Origin of the sequence: Kribbella deserti, from assembly GCF_042434725.1 — a bacterium.
In the GTDB taxonomy this organism is placed as follows: Bacteria; Actinomycetota; Actinomycetes; order Propionibacteriales; family Kribbellaceae; genus Kribbella; species Kribbella deserti.
In genome coordinates, this window is sequence record NZ_JBHLTC010000003.1 from 1 (window position 1) to 21,350 (window position 21,350).

The following is a 21,350-nucleotide window of genomic DNA, read 5'->3' on the forward strand; positions in this document are numbered from 1 at the left end:
AGCGCCTAACACACAACAACGAAGGACCAACCGTCGTACACCACTCCAAAGGACTTGACCCCCGGCCTTTCGTGGCCGCCAGTTGGTACGACTCCCGACCGCCGCCCGCCCACCAGCCACGCGACGCCAGCGCGAGGCGTGCCGGACCACCCGACGCCAGCGTGCGGGACAACCTGGTGCGGAGCGCACGGGACAACTTGGTGCCGCGCGCACGGGACGACCCGACGCACAGCGTGCGGGATCTCGCGAACCCGGTCAGACCTCACCCGTCCCCCTGATAGCCCGCTGCCTTTGGTTGGTTCGGGCCGGGTCAAGGGCGCGCAGCGTCACCGAAGGTGATTCATAACCCTTGACGCGGCCCGGACCGACCTGACAATTCGAAAGACCTCAGGGGGACGGGTGACCACCGATCTACCGCCTTGGATGACTCACCCCGGACCTAGGGCAGCCGGGCGCGGAGGTGAGGGCTACTTCGTCAAGTACGAGTAGTAGAAGTAGAAGAGCGGGTTCAAGGTCTCCAGAACGTTCTTCACGTCCTTCCCCGCTACCACGCTCATCCGGCCCTGCCAGACCGGGATCGCCGGCACATCGTTGGCGACCAGCGTCTGCAGATCGCGGAACGTGCTGTCGCGGTCGACCTGGTTCTGCGAGCCGACCTCGAGTTCGATCAACCGATTCGCCAGCTGCGACTTGTACCCGTTCTGGTAGAACCCGCCGTCCTTCACGAACGGCGCCAGGAAGTTGTCGCCATCCGGGAAGTCCGGCACCCAGCCGAAGTGGAACAGGTCGTACGTCCCGGCCCGAGCCCGCTGCTGGAACTGCGGCCACGGCGCACTTTGCAAGGTGATCTTGAACAACCCCGACGCCTCAAGCTGTCGCTTGACCTCAGCCGCCTCAGCCCCAGCCGAACCACCGAAGTGCGACGGTGTGAAGCCGAGCGTGAGCGTCACCGGCGTCGGGATACCACCCTCGCGAAGAATCTCCGCGGCCTTGGCCTTCGAAGGTTCCTTGTACTCGTTCTTGAAGGCCTCGGTGTGTCCGCCAAAGCCGGTCGGCATCAGCGAGTAAAGCGGCGAGACCTGGTCGTCGTACACCTTCTTCGTGATCAGCGGCCGGTCGATCAGCTGGGCGACGGCCCGCCGGACCGGGGTCTTCCGCACGATGGCCGCCTTGAAGTGGAAGGCGAACGCGCGGATCTCGGCGGCGTCGCCCTCGACCACCTGCAGGCTGTCGACCGTACGCAGGGCCTTGAGGTCCTGCGGGCCGATACCTCGGAAACCGACGTCGGCGGCGCCACCGGTCAGGGCCTGCTTCACCTCGGCGGAGGTCTTGTGCCACTTGACCTCGACGCGGTTGTTCTCCGGCGGGCGCACACCGTGGTAGTCCGCGAACTTCTCCAGCACCGCGCTGTCACCCGGCTTGTACGACGTGAGGCGGTACGGGCCGCTGCCGGCCACCTTCGTATCGGGCAGCAGCTTGTCCTTCGGGAACAGCTCTTCGTCGACGATCGCGGCGGCCGTCGTGGTCAGCAGGTACGGGAATGTCGCGTCGGCGCGCTTGAGGTGGAACTCAACGGTGAAGTCGTCGACCACGTGCACCTTGCCAAGGCTGGTGAACAACGCAGACGGGCCCTGCGGGTCCTTGATCTTCAGCATCCGGTCGAACGAGAACTTCACGTCGGAGCCGCGCAGTTCGTGACCGTTGTGGAAGGTCAGCTTCGCCTTCAGCGTGCAGGTGTACGTCGTGGGGGTGTCGAACTGGCAGTCGGCCGCGTCCGGAACCGGGGTGGCTTTGCCCGGGATGATCGTGAGCAGGGTCTGGTACAGGTTGGCGTGCACCGTGCGCGAGCCGGTGTCGTAGGCGCCGGCGGGGTCCAGCGCCGTGACGCTCTCGGCGGTCGCGACGCGAATCGTCACGTCCTTGGTGGCGCTGCCTGGGGTGCCACCCTGGGCACAAGCGCTCAGGCTCGCCGCCAGAACACCCGCCGCCGTGATCGCCACGGTCCGGCGCTTGTCCAGAATCACCATTCCACCCTCTCGAAGCCCACGAGCCAACCCCGGAACGCTACCGCCCCGGGCCCCTACGCTCCAAAGCCAGTTTTCGCAGATCGGCCGGCGTGACACCGGCGAGGGTGTCGAGCACCGCGCGGCGCGGCTCGGGCGGGATCGGTACCCACTGCGGTACGGCGACCACAAAGGCGCCCGCGGCGAGTCCGGACGCGGAGCCGTTCAGGGTGTCCTCGATGACCACGCAATCGGCCGGATCGACGTCGAGTTCGCGCGCCGCGGTGAGGTACGGCTCGGGATGCGGCTTGCCGTTGACGACCTCATCCCCCGCCACGACCACGTCGAACAACCCGGGTGGGAAGTGCGACAGGACGGCGTCGATCATCGTCCGGTACGACGCCGAGACCAGCGCGCACGGAGTTCCTTCGGCGTTCAGGGCCTCCAGCAGTTCGCGCGCACCCGGACGGAACTCGACCGACTCCTTCAGCCCGCGCAACACCTCGCTGTAGATCCGCTCAGCCAGCGCGTCGGCCTCGATCACCCCCGGCGGCACCGCGGCGAGCCAGACCTGCATCGCGGCCGGCAGGGAGCTGCCGATCAGCTGAAGGCTGTCCTCGTCGGTCCAGTGACCGCCCAGTTCGGTCAGCACCTCGATCTGCACCCGGCCCCAAACCGGCTCGGAGTCGACCAATGTGCCGTCCATGTCCCAGAGCACCGCGGCGATGCTCATGAGGCGTTGAAGTACTTCGCCTCGGGGTGGTGCACCACCAGCGCGTCGGTGGACTGCTCCGGATGCAACTGCAGTTCCTCGGACAACTCGACCCCGATCCGTTCCGGCTTCAACAGGTCCACCAGTTTGGCTCGGTCCTCCAAATTCGGGCAGGCCGGGTAGCCGAAGGAGTACCGCGAACCCCGGTACGCCTGGTCGCGCAGCATCCGGTCCAGGTCGCCGTCGTCGGCGCCGAAGCCGAGCTCGTCGCGGACCCGGGCGTGCCAGTACTCCGCGAGCGCCTCGGTCAGCTGGACCGACAACCCGTGCAGCTCCAGGTACTCGCGGTAGGCGTTCTTCGCGAACAGTTCGCCGGTCACCTCGGCCACCTTCGGCCCCATCGTGACCAGGTGGAACGCGACCACGTCCAGTTCACCGGAGTCCTTCGGCCGGAAGAAGTCCGACAGGCACAGGAACCGGTCGCGCCGCTGCCGCGGGAACTCGAACCGGTGCAGCTCGGTCGACCGGTCGGCCGGATCCAGCACCACCAGCTCGTTGGCCTCGGAGTAACAAGGCCAGTAGCCGTACACCACGGCGGCTTCGAGAATGCCTTCGGTCTTGACCCGGTCCATCCACATCCGCAGCCGCGGACGGCCCTCGGTCTCCACCAGTTCGTCGTACGACGGGCCGGTGTCGCCGCGGGTGCCCCGCAGGCCCCACTGGCCGAGGAACGTCGCGCGCTCGTCGAGATAGCCCGAGTACTCCCCCAGCGGAATGCCCTTGACGATCCGGTCGCCCCAGAACGGCGGCGTCGGTACCGGGTTGTCCACGGCCACGTCGGACCGGGCCGGGATCTCGTCCAGCGGGCGGTCCAGCACCTTGGTGGTCGAGCGGACCCGGCGCTCGCGCGGTTTCGGCAGGCTCGCGCCCGGTACGCCGCGCTTGACCGCCATCGCCGCGTCCATCAGGCGCAGGCCCTCGAAGGCGTCGCGGGCGTAACGCACCTCGCCTTCGAAGAGATTGCCGAGGTCCTGTTCGACGTACGCCCGGGTGAGAGCGGCGCCGCCGAGCAGCACGGGCCACTTCTGGGCGAGGCCGCGCTGGTTCATCTCCTCGAGGTTCTCCTTCATCACCACGGTGGACTTGACCAGCAGGCCGGACATGCCGATCACGTCGGCCTTGTTCTCCTCGGCGGCCTCGAGAATCGCGTTCACCGGCTGCTTGATGCCGAGGTTGACCACGCTGTAGCCGTTGTTGGTGAGAATGATGTCGACCAGGTTCTTGCCGATGTCGTGCACATCGCCCTTGACCGTGGCGAGCACGATCGTGCCCTTGCCCTCGTCACCCTCGACCTTTTCCATGTGCGGTTCGAGATAGGCCACGCAGGTCTTCATCACCTCGGCCGACTGCAGCACGAACGGCAGCTGCATCTGGCCCGAGCCGAACAGCTCGCCGACCACCTTCATGCCTTCGAGCAGATCCTCGTTGATGATGTCCAGGGCCTTCTTGCCCGCGGCCATCGACTCGTCCAGGTCGGCCTCGACGCCGTTGCGCTCGCCGTCGATGATTCGTTGCCGCAGGCGCTCATCGACGGGCATGTCGAGCAGTTCCTGCAGCTTGCTCGCCTTCACGTCGGCGGACTTCACGCCGTCGAACAGCTCCAGCAGATGCTGCAGCGGGTCGTAGCCCTCGCGTCGGCGGTCGTAGATCAGGTCGAGCGCCGCTTCGCGCTGGTCGTCGGCGATCTTCGACATCGGCATGATCCGGCTGGCGTGCACGATGGCCGAGTCCAGTCCGGCCTGGACGCACTCGTGCAGGAACACCGAGTTCAGCACGTGCCGCGCGGCCGGGTTGAGGCCGAACGAGATGTTCGACAGGCCGAGCACCGTCTGCACGTCGGGCCGGCGCTGCTTCAGCAGGCGGATGGCCTCGATCGTCTCGATACCGTCGCGGCGCGACTCCTCCTGACCGGTGGCCAGGGTGAAGGTCAAGGTGTCGATCAGTACGTCGTGACCGGCGATGCCGTAGTCGCGCTCGAGCGTGTCCAGCAGTCGCTCGGCGATGGCCACCTTCGTCTCGGCCGTACGGGCCTGGCCGTTCTCGTCGATGGTCAGCGCCACCACGGCAGCGCCGTACTCCTTGGCCAGCGAAGCGATCTTCGCGAACCGGGAATCCGGTGCTTCGCCGTCCTCGAAGTTGACCGAGTTCAGCGCGCAACGCCCACCGAGCATGGCCAGACCGGCCTCGAGCACCTGCGGCTCGGTCGAGTCCAGCACGATCGGCAGCGTGGACGCGGTCGCCAGGCGGCTCGCGATCTGCTTCATGTCCGCCACGCCGTCGCGGCCGACGTAGTCGACGCAGAGATCGAGCAGGTGCGCGCCGTCGCGGATCTGGGCCCGCGCGATCTCGACGCAGCCCTCCCAGTCCTCGGCCAGCATGGCCTCCTTGAAGGCCTTCGATCCGTTGGCGTTGGTCCGCTCACCGATCGACAGGTACGACGTGTCCTGGCGGAACGGAACCGTCTGGTACAGCGACGCCACGCCGGCCTCGGGCTTCGGCTCGCGCACCTTCGGGGCACGCCCGCCGACCCGCTCGACGACCTGGCGCAGGTGCTCCGGCGTCGTACCGCAGCAGCCGCCGACCAGGGACAGTCCGTACGACTCGACGAAGGTCTCGTGCGCGTCGGCCAGCTCTTCGGGGGTCAGCGGGTAGTACGCGCCGTCGGCGGTCAGCTGCGGCAGGCCCGCGTTCGGCATACAGGCCAGCGGAATGCTGGAGTGCCGGGAGAGGTAGCGCAAGTGCTCGCTCATCTCCTTCGGGCCGGTGGCGCAGTTCAGCCCGATGAGGTCGATGCCAAGCGGCTCCAGCGCGGTCAGGGCGGCGCCGATCTCGCTGCCGAGCAGCATCGTGCCGGTGGTCTCGACCGTCACCGACACAATGATCGGAATGGTCGAACCGGCGGCCGCCAGCGCGCGCTTCGCGCCGATCACGCTGGCCTTGGTCTGCAGCAGGTCCTGGGTGGTCTCGATGATGATCGCGTCGGCGCCACCGTCGACCAGACCGCGCACGTTCTCCGCGTAGGCGTCGCGCAGGATCTCGAAGGTGGTGTGACCGAGCGTCGGCAGTTTCGTGCCCGGGCCGACGCTGCCGAGCACGAAGCGCGGCCTGTCCGGCGTCGAGGCGGCGTCGGCGGCCTCGCGGGCCAACCGCGCACCAGCCTCGCTCAGCTCGTAGATCCGGTCGGAGATGCCGTACTCCCCGAGGTTGGCGAAGTTCGCGCCGAAGGTGTTGGTCTCGACGGCGTCCACGCCGACATCGAAGTACGCCTTGTGGATCGCGCGCACGACGTCGGGCCGGGTGATGCTGAGGATCTCGTTGCAGCCCTCGTGGCCCTGGAACTCGTCCAGGCTCAGGTCATAGGCCTGCAACATCGTGCCCATCGCCCCGTCCGCCACGACAACGCGCTCTTGGAGCACCTGGCGAAGATCGGCACGATCGGGCACAACAGCCTCCAGCTCTAGGGGAACAACACAGCGACGACTAGTGGATCACTGAAGTCTCTCAGTTCCACGTCCATATTCCGACATTCGGTCAGCCGTCTCAAACTCCGAAGTGGGGGTGGCCGCGGCTAGGCTGGTCGCCAGATGAACCGATCGCAGGCTCGATCACGAGAAGGAAGGGGTGTCCGGTGCCGGATCTGGGCGAACTGAACAACCCGTTGGTGATCGCCGCATTCGAGGGCTGGAACGACGCGGCCGAGGCCGCCACCGGCGCAGTGGACCACCTGATCGACGAGTGGGACGCCGAGCTCATCGCCGAGGTGGATCCCGAGGACTACTACGACTTCCAGGTGAATCGCCCGAGCGTCGGTTTCGACGAGACCGGCGAGCGCGAGCTGACCTGGCCGACCACCCGGGTGTACGTCGCGCGTCCCGACGGCGCCGGGCGCGACGTCCTCCTGATCCGTGGCATCGAGCCGAACATGCGCTGGCGCGGGTTCTGCAACGAGCTGCTGGCGATGGTCGACGACGCCGACGCGCAGCTCGTCGTTGTACTGGGCGCGCTGCTGGCCGACTCGCCGCACACCCGGCCGATCCCGGTCAGCGCCACCACCACCGACGCCGAGCTGGCTACCGCGTGGAGCCTGGAGCCGTCGAAGTACGAGGGGCCGACCGGTATCACCGGGGTCTTCTCGGACGCCTGCAGCTCACTCGGCATTCCGTCGGTGTCGGTGTGGGCCGCGATCCCGCACTACATCGCCGGCAGTCCGTGCCCGAAGGCGACGCTGGCGCTGCTCGGCAAGATCGAGGCCTTGACCGATCTGGCCATTCCCGAGGGTGATCTGCCGGAGATGGCCCGCGCCTGGCAACGCGGCGCCGACGAGCTCAGTGAGGAAGACCCCGAGGTCGCGGAGTATGTCCAGTCGCTGGAAGAGCAACGCGACACCACGGACCTGCCCGAGGCCAGCGGCGACGCGATCGCCGCCGAGTTCGAGCGCTATCTCCGCCGCCGCAATACCGACCGCCCCGACAACTGATCACCTTCTGCATTCATCGGTCCGAATCAGCCCTCTCGCAGGACATCGGTGGCAGTTTTGCGCCTCGGTGAGGCGACTGGTCATGATTCGGGCCTTGGAGGTTGTCCAGTGGGCTCGCCGTAGATCAGGTCTGGCCGGAGCCGGGGTTTTTTTCGGCATGCTTGGCCGGAGGTGGTTCCGGGGTCGGCTGCCGAGTATTTGCGCGGCTACCCGGCTGCAACCGGGTAGCCGCGCAACAGCTCGGCAGCGGGCGCACTACAACCCGGTAGCCGGCATCCCCGTTCGCGCCGTGGCAGGGCCCGCTCGACGTAGTCAGCGCACGGAAGGGGGTGGATTCGGACCGATTAATGCAAAAGCAGCGGGTTAGAGCCGTACGCCGAGCAAGGCGTCCACCGCGACGGCCACGTCGGCGGCCGCGGTCGGGTCGTCGCCGTTCGACTCGGCCCACGCGTCCACCGCAGCCAGGGCGGTGGCGGTGTCGAGGTCGTTGGCCAGCGCTGCCCGGATGGCGTCCACGACCGGCGCGGCCGGGGCCGCCGTACCGCGGGTGATCGCGCCACGCCACACGTCGAGCCGCTCCTGCGCGGCCATCAGATCGCCGTCGGTCCAGAACCAGTCCGTGCGGTAGTGATGCGCGAGCAGAACCAGCCGGATCGCCATCGGGTCCACCCCGCCCTGGCGCGTCTTCGAGACCAGCACAAGATTGCCCTTGGACTTCGACATCTTCTCGCCGTCGAGGCCGACCATCGCCTGGTGCACGTACGCCCGGGCGAACGGGTGCTGCCCGGTTGCCACCTGCGCCTCGGACGCGGACATCTCGTGGTGCGGGAAGACCAGGTCGGAGCCACCACCCTGGATGTCAACGGTCATGCCCAGGTACTTCAGGGCGATCGCCGAGCACTCCACGTGCCAGCCCGGACGGCCACGGCCGAACGGCGAGTCCCAGGCGGGTTCACCCGGACGCTCGAGCTGCCAGACCAGGCAGTCCAGCGGGTCGCGCTTGCCCGGGCGGTCGGGGTCTCCCCCGCGCTCACCGAACAACGCGCGCATGGTCTCGGCGTCGAAGCCGGACACACCACCGAACGACGGATCCGCCTTCACCGCGAAGTACAGATCGCCGTCCACGTCGTACACGGCGCCGGCCTTCTGCAGGTCGACGATCATGTCGATCACCAGCGGAATGGCCTCGACGGCGCCGATGTACGCCTGTGGCGGGATGACCCGCAGCGCGGTCATGTCCGCGCGGAACAGGTCGATCTCGCGAGTCGCCAGGTCGGTCCACTCGACGCCGGTCGCCGTGGCCCGCTCCAGCAACGGGTCGTCCACGTCGGTGATGTTCTGGGTGTAGCTCACGTCGTACCCGGCGTCGCGCCACATCCGCCCAATCAGGTCGAACGTCACGTAGGTGGCGGCGTGGCCCATGTGCGTGGCGTCGTACGGCGTGATGCCGCAGACGTACATCCGCGCCGCGCGGCCGTCGGACGGACGCACCTCGACCAACCGGTTCGAGGCCGTGTCGAAGAGGCGCAGCTCCCGCGCCGTGCCGGGAACATCCGGGATTTCTGGTTCAGCCCACGCCTGCATGAGAGCGAGCCTATCCAGTGACCTGAAGCGCTTCACCGCTGGTATCTCGGAACATGAGCAGCGTCACACGACCGCGAGCCGGCGGATAAAGTGCCGGCCGGCGCTCAGCTTCGGCCGTCGGCTTGGCTCAGAACGCCGGCCACGGGATCGCGGGCCAGTCCTCGCTGGGCAGCGGGTACTTCCCCGTCCGCAGCAACACGTTGCACCGCTCGATCGTGGCGGTCAGCTCAATCCCGGTGATGAGCTGCCGCAACTCGTTGCCGAGACCACCCGCCAACTCCCCCGCGAGCCGCTGCACGTCGTCCAGCAACGGCTGCGCGATCTCCGAACCGGCCCAGCCCCACAGCACCGTACGCAGCTTGTCGTCCGCGTTGAAGGTGACCCCGTGGTCGACGCCGAAGACACCCTTGCCCTCGGCATCGAGTACGTGACCGCCCTTGCGATCGGCGTTGTTCACGACCGCGTCGAACATGGCCATCCGGCGCAGCTCGTCGGTATCGGCGTGGATCAGCGTCACCGGGTTGTGCCGACCGTCGAGGGCGTCGAGTACGCCGATCCAGCCGGGCGGTACCTGGCCTTGCGGCACGATGTCGACCAGTTCGGTCCGGTCCTCCGACGGCTCGGCCTCATCCACCCAGAGCTGGACCATGCCCGGGCCGAGTGGCCCGTCGCGCAGCAGAGTCGGCGGTACGACGGACCAGCCGAGCGCCTCGGACACGACGTACGCCGCGTACTCCCGTTGAGCCAGTGTGCCGTCGGGAAAGTCCCACAGCGGCTTCTCCCCGCGGACGGGTTTGTAGACCACCGTGGCGGTGTCGTCGCCCCGGGCAAGCGTGCCCTGGAACGTCGCGTTCGAGGCGGTGACCAACCGCCCGTGCAGGGACAACTCCCCTTCACGCAGCAGGTCGAGGCTGGTCGCGGTGAACATCGCCACCGCTCAGACGTGACGCCGGTAGCCGTTGGCCCGCGGGCAGATGTGGCCCTCGGGATCGATCGGCCGGCCACAGAACGGGCAGTTCGGACGACCAGCCGCCACCAGCGCGACTGCCCGACGCGCGAAGGCGCGCGCCTGCTGCTCGCTGATCCGGACGATGAAGACCTCGCCCTCCTCGGACGACTCCAGCGCGGCCGCAACCGCCTCGGCGTCGACGGCCTCCGGATCGATGGCCTGTACGGCGACCGCGAACACCTCGATCACCACGCGCTCGGTATCGGCCTCCCACGCCAGCGTCATGGTGCCGGCCCGGAACTCCTCCTCGATCGGTTGCTCGAGCGGATCGGTGTCGTCGATCTCGGTGACCGGCTTCGGCTCACGCTCGAACCGGCGCGCGACCTCGTCCAGCATCACGTCCAGCCGCTCCGCGAGGGCCATCACCTGTTCCTTCTCACAGGCGACCGAGGTCAGCCTGGTCCCGGTCCGGGCCTGGAGGAAGAACGTCCGGGCCCCGGGCTCCCCGACGGTACCTGCGACGAACCGGTCCGGGTCGTCGTACGAATGCACTACACGCGCCATGAACTAGACCCTATTACCGACCGCCAACGACGGCATCCGATGCCCGTCGGGCGGACTTACGTTTGGCCTGCGGCCGGGGCCGCAGGGAGGCCAGTTCGGAGCCGGTGTCGTTGAGCCGGACCAGGAACGGACGGGTCGGTGTGTAGGTGATGATCGTGGTCGAGGCGGTGTCCACCACGATGCGCTGGAACGTGTCCAGGTGCTGGCCGAGCGCGTCCGCGACGATGGCCTTGATCACGTCGCCGTGGCTCACCGCCACCCAGACCGCGTCGGCCCCGTGGCTTTCGGCCAGGCGCGCGTCGTGGTCGCGGATGGCGTCCACGGCGCGTTGCTGCATGGCCCGCATCGACTCGCCGTTCGGAAACGTCACGGCCGACGGGTGCTGCTGTACGACGGCCCAGAGCGGGTCTTTCGCAAGCGCCGCGATCTTCTGGCCGGTCCAGTCGCCGTACCCGCACTCGGTCAGTCGCCGATCGGTTGCCGGGCGCAACAGGCTGGTGTGCTCCGCGTGCTGTGCGTTCTTCTGAGCGGTGACGATCGCGGCCGCGGTCTGCTTGCACCGGTCGAGCGGCGAGGTGACGATCGCCGCCAGCGGCAGGGCGGCAAGCCGCTCCGCGACGGCGGCCACCTGGGTCACACCGGTCTCGTCCAGGTTCACGCCCGGACTGCGCCCGGCGAGAATGCCGGAGGTATTCGCACCGCTGCGGCCGTGCCGAACCAGAATCACCGTGGGCATGTGCGCACGTTATCCGGTCCGGCCAAGTCGCGGATGGCAGACTCGGGGTGTGATCGTCGACTGCGGGGTCTATGCCAAGGGCGTGCGGCAGGAACTGCCACGCGATCCCGAGACCGTCGCGCAGGCACTGGCCGACGACAAAGGCTGTTTCGGCTGGGTCGGTCTGCACGAGCCGAACCCCGAGGAACTCGCCACCGTGCAGCAGCTCTTCGACCTGCACGAACTGTCCGTCGAGGACGCCCTCAAGCCACACCAGCGCCCCAAGATCGAACGGTACGGCGACTCGCTCGTGGTCGTCCTCCGCACCCTTTGGTACGTCGACGCCGAGGACGCGGTCGAAACCGGCCAGGTCAGCATCTTCGTCGGCGACCGGTACGTCGTCACCGTGCGCCACGGCGAAGGCGGCGGCCTCGCGACGGCCAGGCAGGATCTCGAAGAGCGCGCCTCCATCCTCGGCCACGGCCCACCCGCCGTACTCTGGGCCGTCTGCGACTCGGTGGTCGACGGCTACGAGGCCGTCGCCGCTTCGGTCGAGATGGACGTCGACGAGATCGAGTCCTCGGTATTCTCCAAGGACCGCACCAGCGACGCGGAGCGGATCTACACGCTCAAGCGCGAGGTGCTCGAAATGCGCAGGGCCATCGTGCCGTTGCGCGAGCCGATGGAGTTGTTCGCCCACGGCAACGTTCGCGGTATCGACTCCGAAGCCGCGCCGTTCTTCCGCGACGTCGCCGACCACGTCATCCGCGTATCCGACCAGACCGAAACCCTCGACGCACTGCTGAGCTCCGCCCTGAACGCCCACCTGGCCCGCGTCTCGGTCCAGCAGAACGACGACATGCGCCGCATCTCCGCCTGGGTAGCCATCGCCGCCGCCCCCACCATGATCGCCGGCATCTACGGCATGAACTTCGAGAACATGCCCGAACTCCGCTGGTACTACGGCTACTTCGTCATCCTCGCAATCATGGCCACCACCTGCGCCACCATGTACACCGCCTTCCGCCGCGCCGGCTGGCTCTAACCCCCACCCTCAACGACGCGACGGCCCTTACGGCGGACGCGAGCGTCACGGCGTTACGGCGCTACGGCGTTACGTCAGCGTCGGTACGCACGGCGGCGGGGTGGCACAGCGGTCCGTACGGCGGCGGGGTGTCATGGCGGTCCGTACGGCGGTTCGTCTGTATTCGCGCGCCCCTGACCTCGGCGGGTTCCCGTGGTCGCCGACGTAGGCGGGCGAATTCGGACGAATCGTCGCCTACGTCCGCGGTGAATCACCCAAGCCGGTAGATCCGTGGTCACCCGTCCCCCTGAGGTCTTTCGAATTGTCAGGTCGGTCCGGGCCGCGTCAAGGGTTGGAATCGGCTGCGCCGACGCATGCGCGCCCTTGACCCGGCCCGAACCAACCAAGGGCAGCGGGCTATCAGGGGGACGGGTGAGGTCTGACCGGGTTCGCGAGATCCCGCACGCTGCGCGTCGGGTCGTCCCGTGCGCTCCGCACCAGGTCGTCCCACACGCTCCGCACCAGGTTGCCCCGCACGCTGGGTGTCGGGTGGTCCGGCACGCCTCGCGTCGGCGTCGCGTGGCTGGTGGGCGGGCGGCGGTCGGTAGTCGTACCAACTAGCGGCTCCGAATGGCCCGGCTGGGCAGTCCAGCCGGACCGGCTACCGACTTGTGGTACGACTACCCGGCTGCAACCGGGTAGCGGTCAAACAACTCGGCAGCGGGCCCACCACAAACCGCTAGCCGAGCGAAAACCCGGCACCCGGCCGCCCGAAGCACCCAAGCCGTCGGGTTGAGCAGCTCCCCGGCAGCGGCTGGCCCCTCCGACGGCGGGTTGAACGACACCTGGGAGTGGCTGGCCCTCCGGACGGCGGGTTACCACCCCGGAATCCCAGGTGGTAACCCACCGTCCGAGTGGCCAGCCACTCGCAGGGCCACGCCATCGCGGCGCCTTGGATCAGGGGACGGTGAGGTCTGCCCGGGTTCCGCGATTTCCGCACGCTGCGCGTCGGGTTCTCCTGCACGCTCCGCACAAAGTCGTCCCGTGCGCTCCGCACAAAGTCGTCCCACACGCTCCGCACCTGTCCCGTGTGCGCCGCACCAGGTTGTCCGGCACGCTCCGCACAAGGTTGTCTCGTGCGCTCTGCACGCTGGGTGTCGGGTGGTCCGGCACGCCTCGCGTCGGCGTCGCGTGGCTGGTGGGCGGGCGGCGGTTGGGAGTCGTACCAACTGGCGGCCATGAAAGGCCGGGCTGGTCGGTCCAGCCGGATCGGCTACCGACTTTTGGTGCGACTACCCGGCTGCAACCGGGTAGCGGTCAAACAACTCGGCAGCGGGCCCACCACAACCCGGTAGCCAAGCGAAAACCCGGTACCGGGCCCACCACAACCGGGTAGCCGGGCGAAAACCCGGCACCCGGCCGCCCGAAGTACCCAAGCCGTCGGGTTGAGCAGCTCCCCGGCAGCGACTGGCCCCTCCGACGGCGAGTTGAACGACACCTGGGAGTGGCTGGCCCTCCGGACGGCGGGGTCGAGCGGCCCCTGGGAGTGGCTGGCCCTTCGGACGGTGGGTTACCACCTCGGAATCCCAGGTGGTAACCCACCATCCGAGTGGCCAGCCACTCGCGGAGCCACGCCGTCGCGCCGGCTTGGATCAGGGGATGGGTGCTCCCGAAGCGCCCGTCCCCTGCACCCCTACGCCCGCAACGAAGGCCCTACGTCGCCGTGATCGTGCTAGTGGCCAGCAGGATGAGGATTACCAGACCAAGGCAGATCCGATAGAACGCGAAAACCTCGATGCTGTGCTTTTGGACGAACTTGAGCAGCCACGCTACCGAGGCGTATGCGACGACGAAGCTCACCGCCGTACCGACGAGAACGGGAACGAGGCCGACCTCGCCCTCCAATGCGTGCTTGAGCTCGAAGATGGCCGCTCCGACCAACGCCGGAATACCCAGCAGGAACGCCATCCTGGTAGACGCCACCCGGTCCAAGCCGCAGAACAACCCGGTCGAGATCGTCGCGCCGGAGCGAGAAACCCCCGGGATCAGCGCGAGGCACTGCAGCAGGCCCATCATCAGCGAGTCGAAGAAGGTGATCTTCTCCAGCGGCCGTTTCTTGCTGCCGAGTCGCTCGGCCGCGACCATCACGAACGACCACGCGATCAATGATCCGGCGACCCACCACATGCTGCGCAGATCGCCGGAGATGAAGTCGCGGAAGAGATAGCCGACGATGCAGATCGGCAGTGATCCGACGATGACGTACCAGCCCATGCGGTGGTCGAACTCGCCGCGGTGCTCGGGCTTGGCGAGGCCGCGGACCCAGGCGATCGCGATGCGCTTGATGTCGGTCCAGAAGAACAGGATGACCGCGGCGATGGCGCCCGCCTGGATGACCGCGGTGAAGGCGGTGATCGAGGGATCGTCGATCGGCTGGCCGAGGATCTTGGAGGTGATGGTCAGGTGACCGGTGCTGGAGACGGGCAGGAATTCGGTGAGTCCTTCGACGATGCCGAGGACGATGGCTTCCCAGATCGACATGGGGGTGTCAGTCACCGATCCCGGCGAGGTCGAGCGCATCGGAGACTGTTCGCAGCGTTGCGATGCGGGCGTCCACGCTGGAGTCGAAGGGCGTCACGGTCAGGCTGGTCACCCCGGCCTCGGCGTACGCCGCGAGCTTGTCGGCGATGCGCTCCTTCGGGCCGAGCAGGGAGACCGAGTCGATGAACTGCTGCGGTACGGCGGCCATCGCGTCGCGGTGGCGCTTGCCGAGGAAGAGGTCCTGGACCTCCTTGGCCTCGTCGGCGTAGCCCATCCGGACGGCCAGATCGTTGTAGAAGTTCTTCTCGCGGCTGCCCATGCCACCGATGTACAGCGCGGCGTAACCGCGGATCGGGTCGGCACAGGCGGCGAGGTCGGTCCCGACCACGGTGGGTACGGAGGCGACCACGTCGAAGTCCGCGAGGTCGGAGCGGCCCGCTTTGGCGCGGCCCGCTGTGATTTGCGACAACTGCTCTCCCAGGTAGGACGGTTCGTTGAAGATGCCGAGCCAGCCGTCGGCGATCTCGCCGGCAAGTTCGAGGTTCTTGGGCCCGACCGCGGCCAGGTAGACCGGTACGTGATCGCGGACCGGGTGGATCGACAGCTTGAGCGCCTTGCCCGGGCCGTCCGGGAGCGGCAGCGTGAAGTGCTTCCCGTCGTACGCGACCGTCTCGCGGCGGAGGGCCGCGTTCACGATCTCGACGTACTCACGGGTGCGCGCGAGTGGTTTGTCGAAGCGGACGCCGTGCCAGCCCTCGGACACCTGCGGGCCCGACACCCCCAGGCCGAGCCGGAACCGGCCGCCGGAGAGCGTGTCGAGGGTCGCGGCGGTCATGGCCGTCATCGCCGGCGTACGGGCCGGGATCTGGAAGACGGCGGCGCCGATGTCGATGGTGGAGGTCTGCGCCGCCAGCCAGGCGAGCACCGTGGGCACGTCCGATCCGTAGGCCTCCGCGGCCCAGACGACGGAGTAACCGAGCTGCTCGGCCTCCCGTACCAGCTTCAGATGATCGAGGTGATCGTCCCCGCCGAGCACGAAGCCGATGTTGAGTCCGAGTCGCATGACAGGCGAGCCTAACGAGTCCGATCCACACCTGAGCAATAGGCTCGGGACATGCAGCAGCGCTATCTGGGTCACAGCGGTCTGGCGGTGAGCAGACTGGGCCTCGGCACGATGTCATGGGGCCGCGATACCGACGAGCACGAGGCCCGCGAGCAACTCGCCGCCTTCGTCTCCGCCGGGGGTACTTTGGTCGACACCGCCGCGGCGTACGGCGACGGCGACAGCGAGCGCCTGCTCGGCTCGTTACTCGGTGATGTCGTGCATCGCGACGACCTGGTGATCGCGACCAAGGCCGGGTTCAGCATCCGCCGCGGCGAGCGGATCACCGACACCTCGCGCGGCGCGCTGCTGCGCGATCTGGAAGGCTCGCTGCGCCGGCTCAACGTGGAGTACGTCGACCTGTGGCAGCTGCACACCTGGTCCGACGACGTCCCGCTGGAGGAGACGCTTTCGGCGCTCGACGCGGCGGTCAACTCCGGCAAGGTCCGTTATGTCGGTGTCTCGAACTACGCTGGCTGGAAGTCGGCTCGGGCCGTCACCTGGCAACAGGCGTGGCCCGGTCGCGCCGTACCGGTCTCCAACCAGGTCGAGTACTCCCTGCTGGCCCGCGACGCCGAGTCGGACACGATCCGCGCGGCGGCCGGACTCGGCATCGGCGTGCTCGCGTGGTCGCCGCTCGGGCGGGGTGTGCTGACCGGGAAGTACCGCACCGGGATTCCGGCGGATTCGCGCGCGGCGTCCCAGCATCTGTCCAGATTCGTCGACCCCTACCTGGATGCTCGCGGTTCGGGCATCGTTGAAGCGGTGGCCCGCGCGGCCGACGGGCTGGGCTGGACACCGCTGGAGGTGGCGTTGACGTGGGTGCGGGACCGCCCGGGGGTGACCGCGCCCATCGTCGGGGCCCGGACGGCGATGCAACTGAAGTCGGTACTCGGGGTGGAGGAGCTCGCTCTGCCGCCCGCGATCGTGGCGGCGCTGGAGGATGTTTCCTAGAAATGTGAGGTGCGGATGGCCGAATACGAGATCCAGCAGTTCGAGGTTTCCCGGACCCTGCCGCGCGGTGCGGTCCGCCGCCTGCTCGCCGAGCACGCGGAGTACGGCGGCTGGGAACTCGCCCGCCTGCGCCGCTATCCCGACGGAACCCGCAAGGTGTGGCTGCGCCGCCGCATCATCAAGGTGATGCGCACCTTCTAGGCATCAGCGGTCGTCGGAGTCCTCCAGCGGACAGCTCGTGCGCTCGTGTTCGTCGATCGCCGCGACGATGCCCTTGCACGCCGCCGCGAACACGTCCAGCCGCTCGTCCCCCACGCCTTCACCGAAGAAGGCCCGTACGTTCGCCGCGTGCTTCGGCGCCGCCGTACGGATCGCGTCCCAGCCCTCGTCGGTCAGCACGATGTCGGGGAAGCGTGAACCCGCGCACGCCTCGCGCCGGACCAGCCCGCGTTGTTCCATCCGCTTGATGTGATGTGACAGCCGGCTCTTCTCCCACCGGGTCATCTCCCCCAGTTCGAACGCGCGCATCCGCCCCGCGGCCGACTCCGACAGGTTGACCAGCACCTCGTAGTCCGCGCCGGACAGGCCGAAGTCGCGCTGCAGATGCCGGTACAGGTGGGTGTCGAGGCGCTGGCGAACCTCGATGTACGCCCGCCAGGCCGTCTGCTGCTCATCGCTCAGCCAAGGTCCGTTATCGCTCACGAAAGCCACTCTAGCGCTTTGGGTTGACATATCAACCGAACGCGCTACGGTTGACACATCAACTCGAACTTTCTGAAAGAAGATCCACGATGAGCGAGCAGAAGATCATTGCCGTAGCCGGTGCGACCGGGTCCCAGGGCGGCGGCCTGGTGCGAGCGATCCTCGCCGATCCGGAACGGCGCTTCGCGGTGCGGGCGCTGACCCGTAATCCCGCCGCCGACAAGGCCCAGGCCCTCGCGGCGCTCGGCGCCGAGGTCGTACAGGCCGATCTTGATGACGAGGCGAGCGTGCGCAAGGCCTTCGACGGCGCGTACGGGGCGTATGTGGTGACGAACTACTGGCAGCAGCCGTCCAAGCCCGGCCAGACTCCGGCCGAGATGGAGCTGGAGCAGGCGGGTGTCGCGGCCCGGGCCGCCAAGGACGCGGGAATCGAGCACCTGATCTGGTCAACCCTGGAGGACACCCGCGAGCACTTCGGCGACGACGAGCGGGTGCCGACGGTTGAAGCGACGTACAAGGTTCCGCACTTCGACGCCAAGGGCGAGGCGAACGAGCTGTTCACCGACCTCGGCGTGCCTACAACGTTCTTGCAGACCACGTTCTACTTCGACGCCTTCAAGCAGGGGCTGGGCCCGGCGCGGGGTGAAGACGGCAACCTGGTTCTAGGTCTTCCGGCCGGCTCGGCGAAGATCGCGGGCATCGCCTCCGAGGACATCGGCAAGACCGCCTTCGGCATCTTCGCGCGCGGTCCGGAGTTCATCGGCGAGACCGTCAGCATCGCCGGCGAACACCTCACCGGGCAGGAATTCGCGGAGACCTTCAGCGCGGTGCTCGGCGAGCAGGTGGACTACCGCCCGCCGGGATTCGACGAGTACCGCGCACTTGGTTTCCCCGGCGCGGTCGAGTTCGGCAACATGTTCCAGTTCTACGTCGAGGACGCCGAAGGCTTCATCGGCCGCCGGGACCTCGACCTAGTCCGCAAGCTGAACCCGGAGCTGCAGGCGTTCCGCACCTGGCTCGAGGCGAACAAGTCGGACCTCCCGATCAGCTGAGGTCGTGGCGAACCCAGACGTTGGGCTCCACGTAGACCGCGTAGTCGTGGCTCACCGAGCAGTGGACCGGTACGAGCGCCTTGGGCACTTCGACGAACCCGTCGGTGTCGAAGGGCAGGCCGGTCCACTCCCGCCACTGCGCGAGTGATCCAGGCACGACCATGGAAGCCGGTGCCACCTTCACGATGGTGGCGCCGGCTCTGACGTGTACGCGCAGCCACGGATCGACCGGCATGCCGTCGTCCCGCACCTGCGCGGCGTACGTCGCCATCGGCACGTCCGGGTCGGTCTTGCCGTTCGGCCGGACCGGGGCGTACAGGGTCTTGTGGCCTTTGGCCTGGACCGCTTGCCGGAGGGCGCCGAGCATCTGGCCGGACAGGCCGCGTCCGAGGTGGGTCGGGCGGATCAGGATCTCGACCGCGCTCGACACGTTCGTCTCGCGGCCCGACTCGTAGTCGTGGTGCGCCCAGGTCAGCACGTGGTCCCAGCCACCGTCGGGCAACTCGGTCCGCCGCTCGGTCGGGAAGGCGAACGGCACGCTCCGGCCGTGCGCGATCAGCTCGTCGCCGTCGGTGGCGACCACACACTGGTCTGGGTGCCGCTCGTGCACCTCCCCCATCAGCACGTTGCCGACCGGATCCTGCCGCATGAATTCCGGCCAGGCATCCGCGAAATCGTACAGCTGGTCGGCCAGGTCAGGCCGCTCGGCCAGGGTGGTGATCTCGATCGACATGATCCGCAGTCTCGCATTCGGGGCTTGGCGACGCCTGCGGTTTTCGTGGCGACGCCTGCGTCTTTCGGCTGGCCAGAAGCACGCTACCGGCCACTAGCGACGTGAGCAGGCCTGAGCCGACAAGCACGGATTCGGCACCGAATACGGCTATTAAGGGCCCGCCCACCAGTAGGCCCGCCGCACTCCCTGCGTTGACTACAACGCTTTGCCCCGACAGGAGGGCCCGCCGCTCGGGTCCAACGGATGAGCGGGTTATGACGGCCGAGATGGCCGCAATCCCCAGTACGACGCTGACGCCGCCCAGGCAGGCAAACGCCGCTATAGCTGGTGGTTCCGCCCACAGCCCCATGCCCACCCAGCAGAGCCCTTGGAAGACCCAGGCGCCCCCGGCCAGTTGAGCGGGTGGCAACCGCCTCACGACATGTACGGCGAATACCGACGCCGCGACGGCCCCAACGCCGTACCCGGTCATGCCGTAGGCGAGATAAATGCCGGGCCGATCGCGTTGAGCGCCTAGTACCGACAAGCCGAGGGTGAAGGCGAACCAGGTGACACAACCGGTCCCCCGCGCTATCCAGCCCAGGAGGACGTCCCGGCGGCCGACGAGCGCTGCACGGATCGACGGCGCCTCCTGGATCTCTAGCGAGCGGGGATTGCCTCGAACAGCTGCAGCTAGAAGGCCAGCGCTAACGACCGCCAAGGCTTCCAGCCACAACAACTCCTCGGTGAAACCCGCTGTGACGGCCAGCGCGCCTAGGGAAGGTCCAACCAGCATGCCGATTCGCCGAAGGCCGTCTTGCCAGGTAAGTAGCTCTACCGCCTTATCCGGGCCCCAGCGATCTCCTGTGTCCGCCAGGAGCGCCGAACGCCCAGGCGTGGATAAGGCCTCGCAGGTTCCCAGTAGCAGTCCACTGGCGATCAACACCCACGCCTCGAGAACCCCCGCCATGGCCGCGGCGGGAACCATGGCAAGGGCCAGCGACGCCACCGCCGAGATCACCGCGAGCCGCGCGCCGGAATCAACCCACTGACGAGCCTTCCGCGCCCACCACGGCGACAGCACCACCGGAACACCCGCCGCCGCCCCGGCCAGACCGGTCGCCGCCACCGAACCGGTTTCCGTCAGCACCACCAACGGGAACGCCACCTGGCTGACCCGGAACGCGAAGTCCGCGACACCACCGCCGACCAGCAGGGCCAGCGCCTCCCGTTGAGCCTTCACGCTCTCATCCTGCTGGCTCGGCCGCATGGCTGGTAGCCGTCCCGCGCTTGCCGCCGCTCATAGGCTGTACCTATGGCCTCATTGCCCTCGATCGAGGACCTCCGGCTCGTACTGGCCATCAGCACGGGCGGTTCCGTCGGCACGGCTGCCCGCGAACTGCGGATCGCCCAGCCCTCCGCGAGTCAGCGGCTGGCCCGGCTCGAACGCGCCTGCGGGACCCGCCTGTTCGACCGCGACACCCGGGGCGCGCGCCCAACCGCCGCGGGCATCGAGCTGGCCCGGCAGGCGGCGCACATCCTGGGCCACCTCGACAACGTGTACGACGCCGCCCGCGCCGCGTCGGCGGATCCCCGCCTGGTGGTCGGCACTTTCGCGAGCCTGGGCGCCGTACTGTTCCCGATCCTCGACGACGAACTCGCGCCACTGGCCGTCGAGCAGCGCGTGGACCATGGCCGGCAACTGGTCCAGTTCGTTGCCGAAGGCACCATGGATGCGGCGTTCATCGCGATCGTCGACCAGTTGACGCTGCCGCGGGCGGTGCAGGCCCAACCGGTGGGCCACGAGGACCTGATGACGTTCCTCCCGGCCGGGGTCGATGCGCCGCGCGGCCGGAAGGAGCCACTGAAGGGGCTCGACGTGCCGTTCGCGACGTACGACGCGGGTGTGGACGACATCCGGGCCCGGCTGATCGCGCTCGGTGCGAAGGCCCGCCGCGGCGTGACGTTGGCCACCACGGTCGCGATGGCGCGGCGCCGGAGCCAGCCGGCCGTCGTACCGCCGAGCGCCCTGGCCGGGCAGCTGCAGCCGGGCGAGCGGCTCGTACCGGCGCCGCTTCGGTATCGGATCACGCTCAGCCTGGTAACGCCCAGTACGCCGGATCCACGCATTCTGCGGGTGTTGCCGACGCTTCGCCGTGAGTTGGGACTGCGTCGGCCGTGAATGTTTCGGGAAATGCG

At 68.1% G+C, this 21,350-nt stretch carries 18 protein-coding genes; 6 read left to right on the forward strand and 12 right to left on the reverse strand.

Annotated features, from left to right (window positions below; all coding sequences use genetic code 11):
• Positions 1 to 467: 467 nt before the first annotated feature.
• From ACFFGN_RS03905 to metH, 3 genes are read right to left on the reverse strand one after another with little or no spacing between them, the layout of a single operon-like run.
• Positions 468 to 2,027: an ABC transporter substrate-binding protein gene (locus ACFFGN_RS03905; protein WP_380043889.1), complete on the reverse strand. Its 1,560-nt coding sequence runs from the start codon at positions 2,025 to 2,027 to the stop codon at positions 468 to 470.
• A gap of 37 nt (positions 2,028 to 2,064) precedes the next feature.
• A complete protein-coding gene (locus tag ACFFGN_RS03910) occupies positions 2,065 to 2,736 on the reverse strand; it encodes an HAD family hydrolase (protein ID WP_380043890.1) in 672 nt (223 codons plus the stop codon).
• Complete coding sequence (gene metH, locus ACFFGN_RS03915) at positions 2,733 to 6,218, reverse strand: methionine synthase (protein WP_380043891.1); 3,486 nt, start codon at positions 6,216 to 6,218, stop codon at positions 2,733 to 2,735. Before metH ends, ACFFGN_RS03910 begins: the two co-directional genes overlap by 4 nt.
• Before the next feature lie 185 nt (positions 6,219 to 6,403).
• Here metH and ACFFGN_RS03920 point away from each other — a divergent pair, with 185 nt between their 5' ends.
• Positions 6,404 to 7,252, forward strand: coding sequence for a PAC2 family protein (locus ACFFGN_RS03920; RefSeq protein ID WP_380043892.1), 849 nt, complete (start codon positions 6,404 to 6,406; stop codon positions 7,250 to 7,252).
• A gap of 363 nt (positions 7,253 to 7,615) precedes the next feature.
• On the opposite strand, the gene mshC is transcribed toward ACFFGN_RS03920, so the two are convergent.
• The 4 genes from mshC to ACFFGN_RS03940 all read right to left on the reverse strand — a co-directional run bounded on the left by mshC (position 7,616) and on the right by ACFFGN_RS03940 (position 11,085).
• On the reverse strand, positions 7,616 to 8,836 hold the full coding sequence (gene mshC, locus ACFFGN_RS03925; RefSeq protein ID WP_380043893.1) for a cysteine--1-D-myo-inosityl 2-amino-2-deoxy-alpha-D-glucopyranoside ligase: 1,221 nt from the start codon (positions 8,834 to 8,836) through the stop codon (positions 7,616 to 7,618).
• Positions 8,837 to 8,963: 127 nt separating this feature from the next.
• The gene (locus tag ACFFGN_RS03930) at positions 8,964 to 9,764 is read right to left on the reverse strand and encodes an Rv2133c family protein (RefSeq protein ID WP_380043921.1); all 801 of its coding nucleotides are present in this window, start codon (positions 9,762 to 9,764) and stop codon (positions 8,964 to 8,966) included.
• Between the two features lie 9 nt (positions 9,765 to 9,773).
• Positions 9,774 to 10,349, reverse strand: a complete 576-nt coding sequence (locus ACFFGN_RS03935) for an Rv2134c family protein (protein ID WP_380043894.1) — start codon at positions 10,347 to 10,349, stop codon at positions 9,774 to 9,776.
• 13 nt (positions 10,350 to 10,362) lie between these two features.
• Positions 10,363 to 11,085: a histidine phosphatase family protein gene (locus ACFFGN_RS03940; protein WP_380043895.1), complete on the reverse strand. Its 723-nt coding sequence runs from the start codon at positions 11,083 to 11,085 to the stop codon at positions 10,363 to 10,365.
• 49 nt (positions 11,086 to 11,134) lie between these two features.
• On the opposite strand from ACFFGN_RS03940, the gene corA reads away from it, so the two are divergent.
• The gene (gene corA, locus ACFFGN_RS03945; RefSeq protein ID WP_380043896.1) at positions 11,135 to 12,109 is read left to right on the forward strand and encodes a magnesium/cobalt transporter CorA; all 975 of its coding nucleotides are present in this window, start codon (positions 11,135 to 11,137) and stop codon (positions 12,107 to 12,109) included.
• 1,692 nt (positions 12,110 to 13,801) lie between these two features.
• On the opposite strand, the gene ACFFGN_RS03950 is transcribed toward corA, so the two are convergent.
• The gene (locus ACFFGN_RS03950; protein WP_380043922.1) at positions 13,802 to 14,629 is read right to left on the reverse strand and encodes an undecaprenyl-diphosphate phosphatase; all 828 of its coding nucleotides are present in this window, start codon (positions 14,627 to 14,629) and stop codon (positions 13,802 to 13,804) included.
• Between the two features lie 7 nt (positions 14,630 to 14,636).
• Entirely contained in the window at positions 14,637 to 15,692 is a 1,056-nt protein-coding gene (locus ACFFGN_RS03955) for an LLM class F420-dependent oxidoreductase (protein ID WP_380043897.1), read from the reverse strand.
• Between the two features lie 51 nt (positions 15,693 to 15,743).
• On the opposite strand from ACFFGN_RS03955, the gene ACFFGN_RS03960 reads away from it, so the two are divergent.
• Both ACFFGN_RS03960 and ACFFGN_RS03965 read left to right on the forward strand, forming a co-directional pair.
• On the forward strand, positions 15,744 to 16,685 hold the full coding sequence (locus ACFFGN_RS03960) for an aldo/keto reductase (RefSeq protein ID WP_380043898.1): 942 nt from the start codon (positions 15,744 to 15,746) through the stop codon (positions 16,683 to 16,685).
• 15 nt (positions 16,686 to 16,700) lie between these two features.
• Complete coding sequence (locus ACFFGN_RS03965) at positions 16,701 to 16,886, forward strand: DUF5703 family protein (RefSeq protein WP_380043899.1); 186 nt, start codon at positions 16,701 to 16,703, stop codon at positions 16,884 to 16,886.
• 3 nt (positions 16,887 to 16,889) lie between these two features.
• On the opposite strand, the gene ACFFGN_RS03970 is transcribed toward ACFFGN_RS03965, so the two are convergent.
• Complete coding sequence (locus tag ACFFGN_RS03970) at positions 16,890 to 17,387, reverse strand: MarR family winged helix-turn-helix transcriptional regulator (RefSeq protein ID WP_380043900.1); 498 nt, start codon at positions 17,385 to 17,387, stop codon at positions 16,890 to 16,892.
• Positions 17,388 to 17,476: 89 nt separating this feature from the next.
• Between ACFFGN_RS03970 and ACFFGN_RS03975 the strand changes: the two genes are divergently transcribed.
• Entirely contained in the window at positions 17,477 to 18,439 is a 963-nt protein-coding gene (locus ACFFGN_RS03975) for an NmrA/HSCARG family protein (protein WP_380043901.1), read from the forward strand.
• Here ACFFGN_RS03975 and ACFFGN_RS03980 read toward each other — a convergent pair.
• Both ACFFGN_RS03980 and ACFFGN_RS03985 read right to left on the reverse strand, forming a co-directional pair.
• On the reverse strand, positions 18,432 to 19,172 hold the full coding sequence (locus tag ACFFGN_RS03980; RefSeq protein WP_380043902.1) for an N-acetyltransferase: 741 nt from the start codon (positions 19,170 to 19,172) through the stop codon (positions 18,432 to 18,434). The two genes, ACFFGN_RS03975 and ACFFGN_RS03980, sit on opposite strands and share 8 nt — an antisense overlap.
• A complete protein-coding gene (locus tag ACFFGN_RS03985) occupies positions 19,135 to 20,394 on the reverse strand; it encodes an MFS transporter (RefSeq protein ID WP_380043903.1) in 1,260 nt (419 codons plus the stop codon). The genes ACFFGN_RS03980 and ACFFGN_RS03985 overlap by 38 nt, the downstream gene beginning before the upstream one ends.
• A gap of 72 nt (positions 20,395 to 20,466) precedes the next feature.
• Between ACFFGN_RS03985 and ACFFGN_RS03990 the strand changes: the two genes are divergently transcribed.
• Positions 20,467 to 21,333 carry a LysR family transcriptional regulator gene (locus ACFFGN_RS03990; RefSeq protein ID WP_380043904.1) on the forward strand — a complete coding sequence of 289 codons (867 nt, stop codon included), beginning with the start codon at positions 20,467 to 20,469 and terminating at the stop codon, positions 21,331 to 21,333.
• Positions 21,334 to 21,350: the final 17 nt, after the last annotated feature.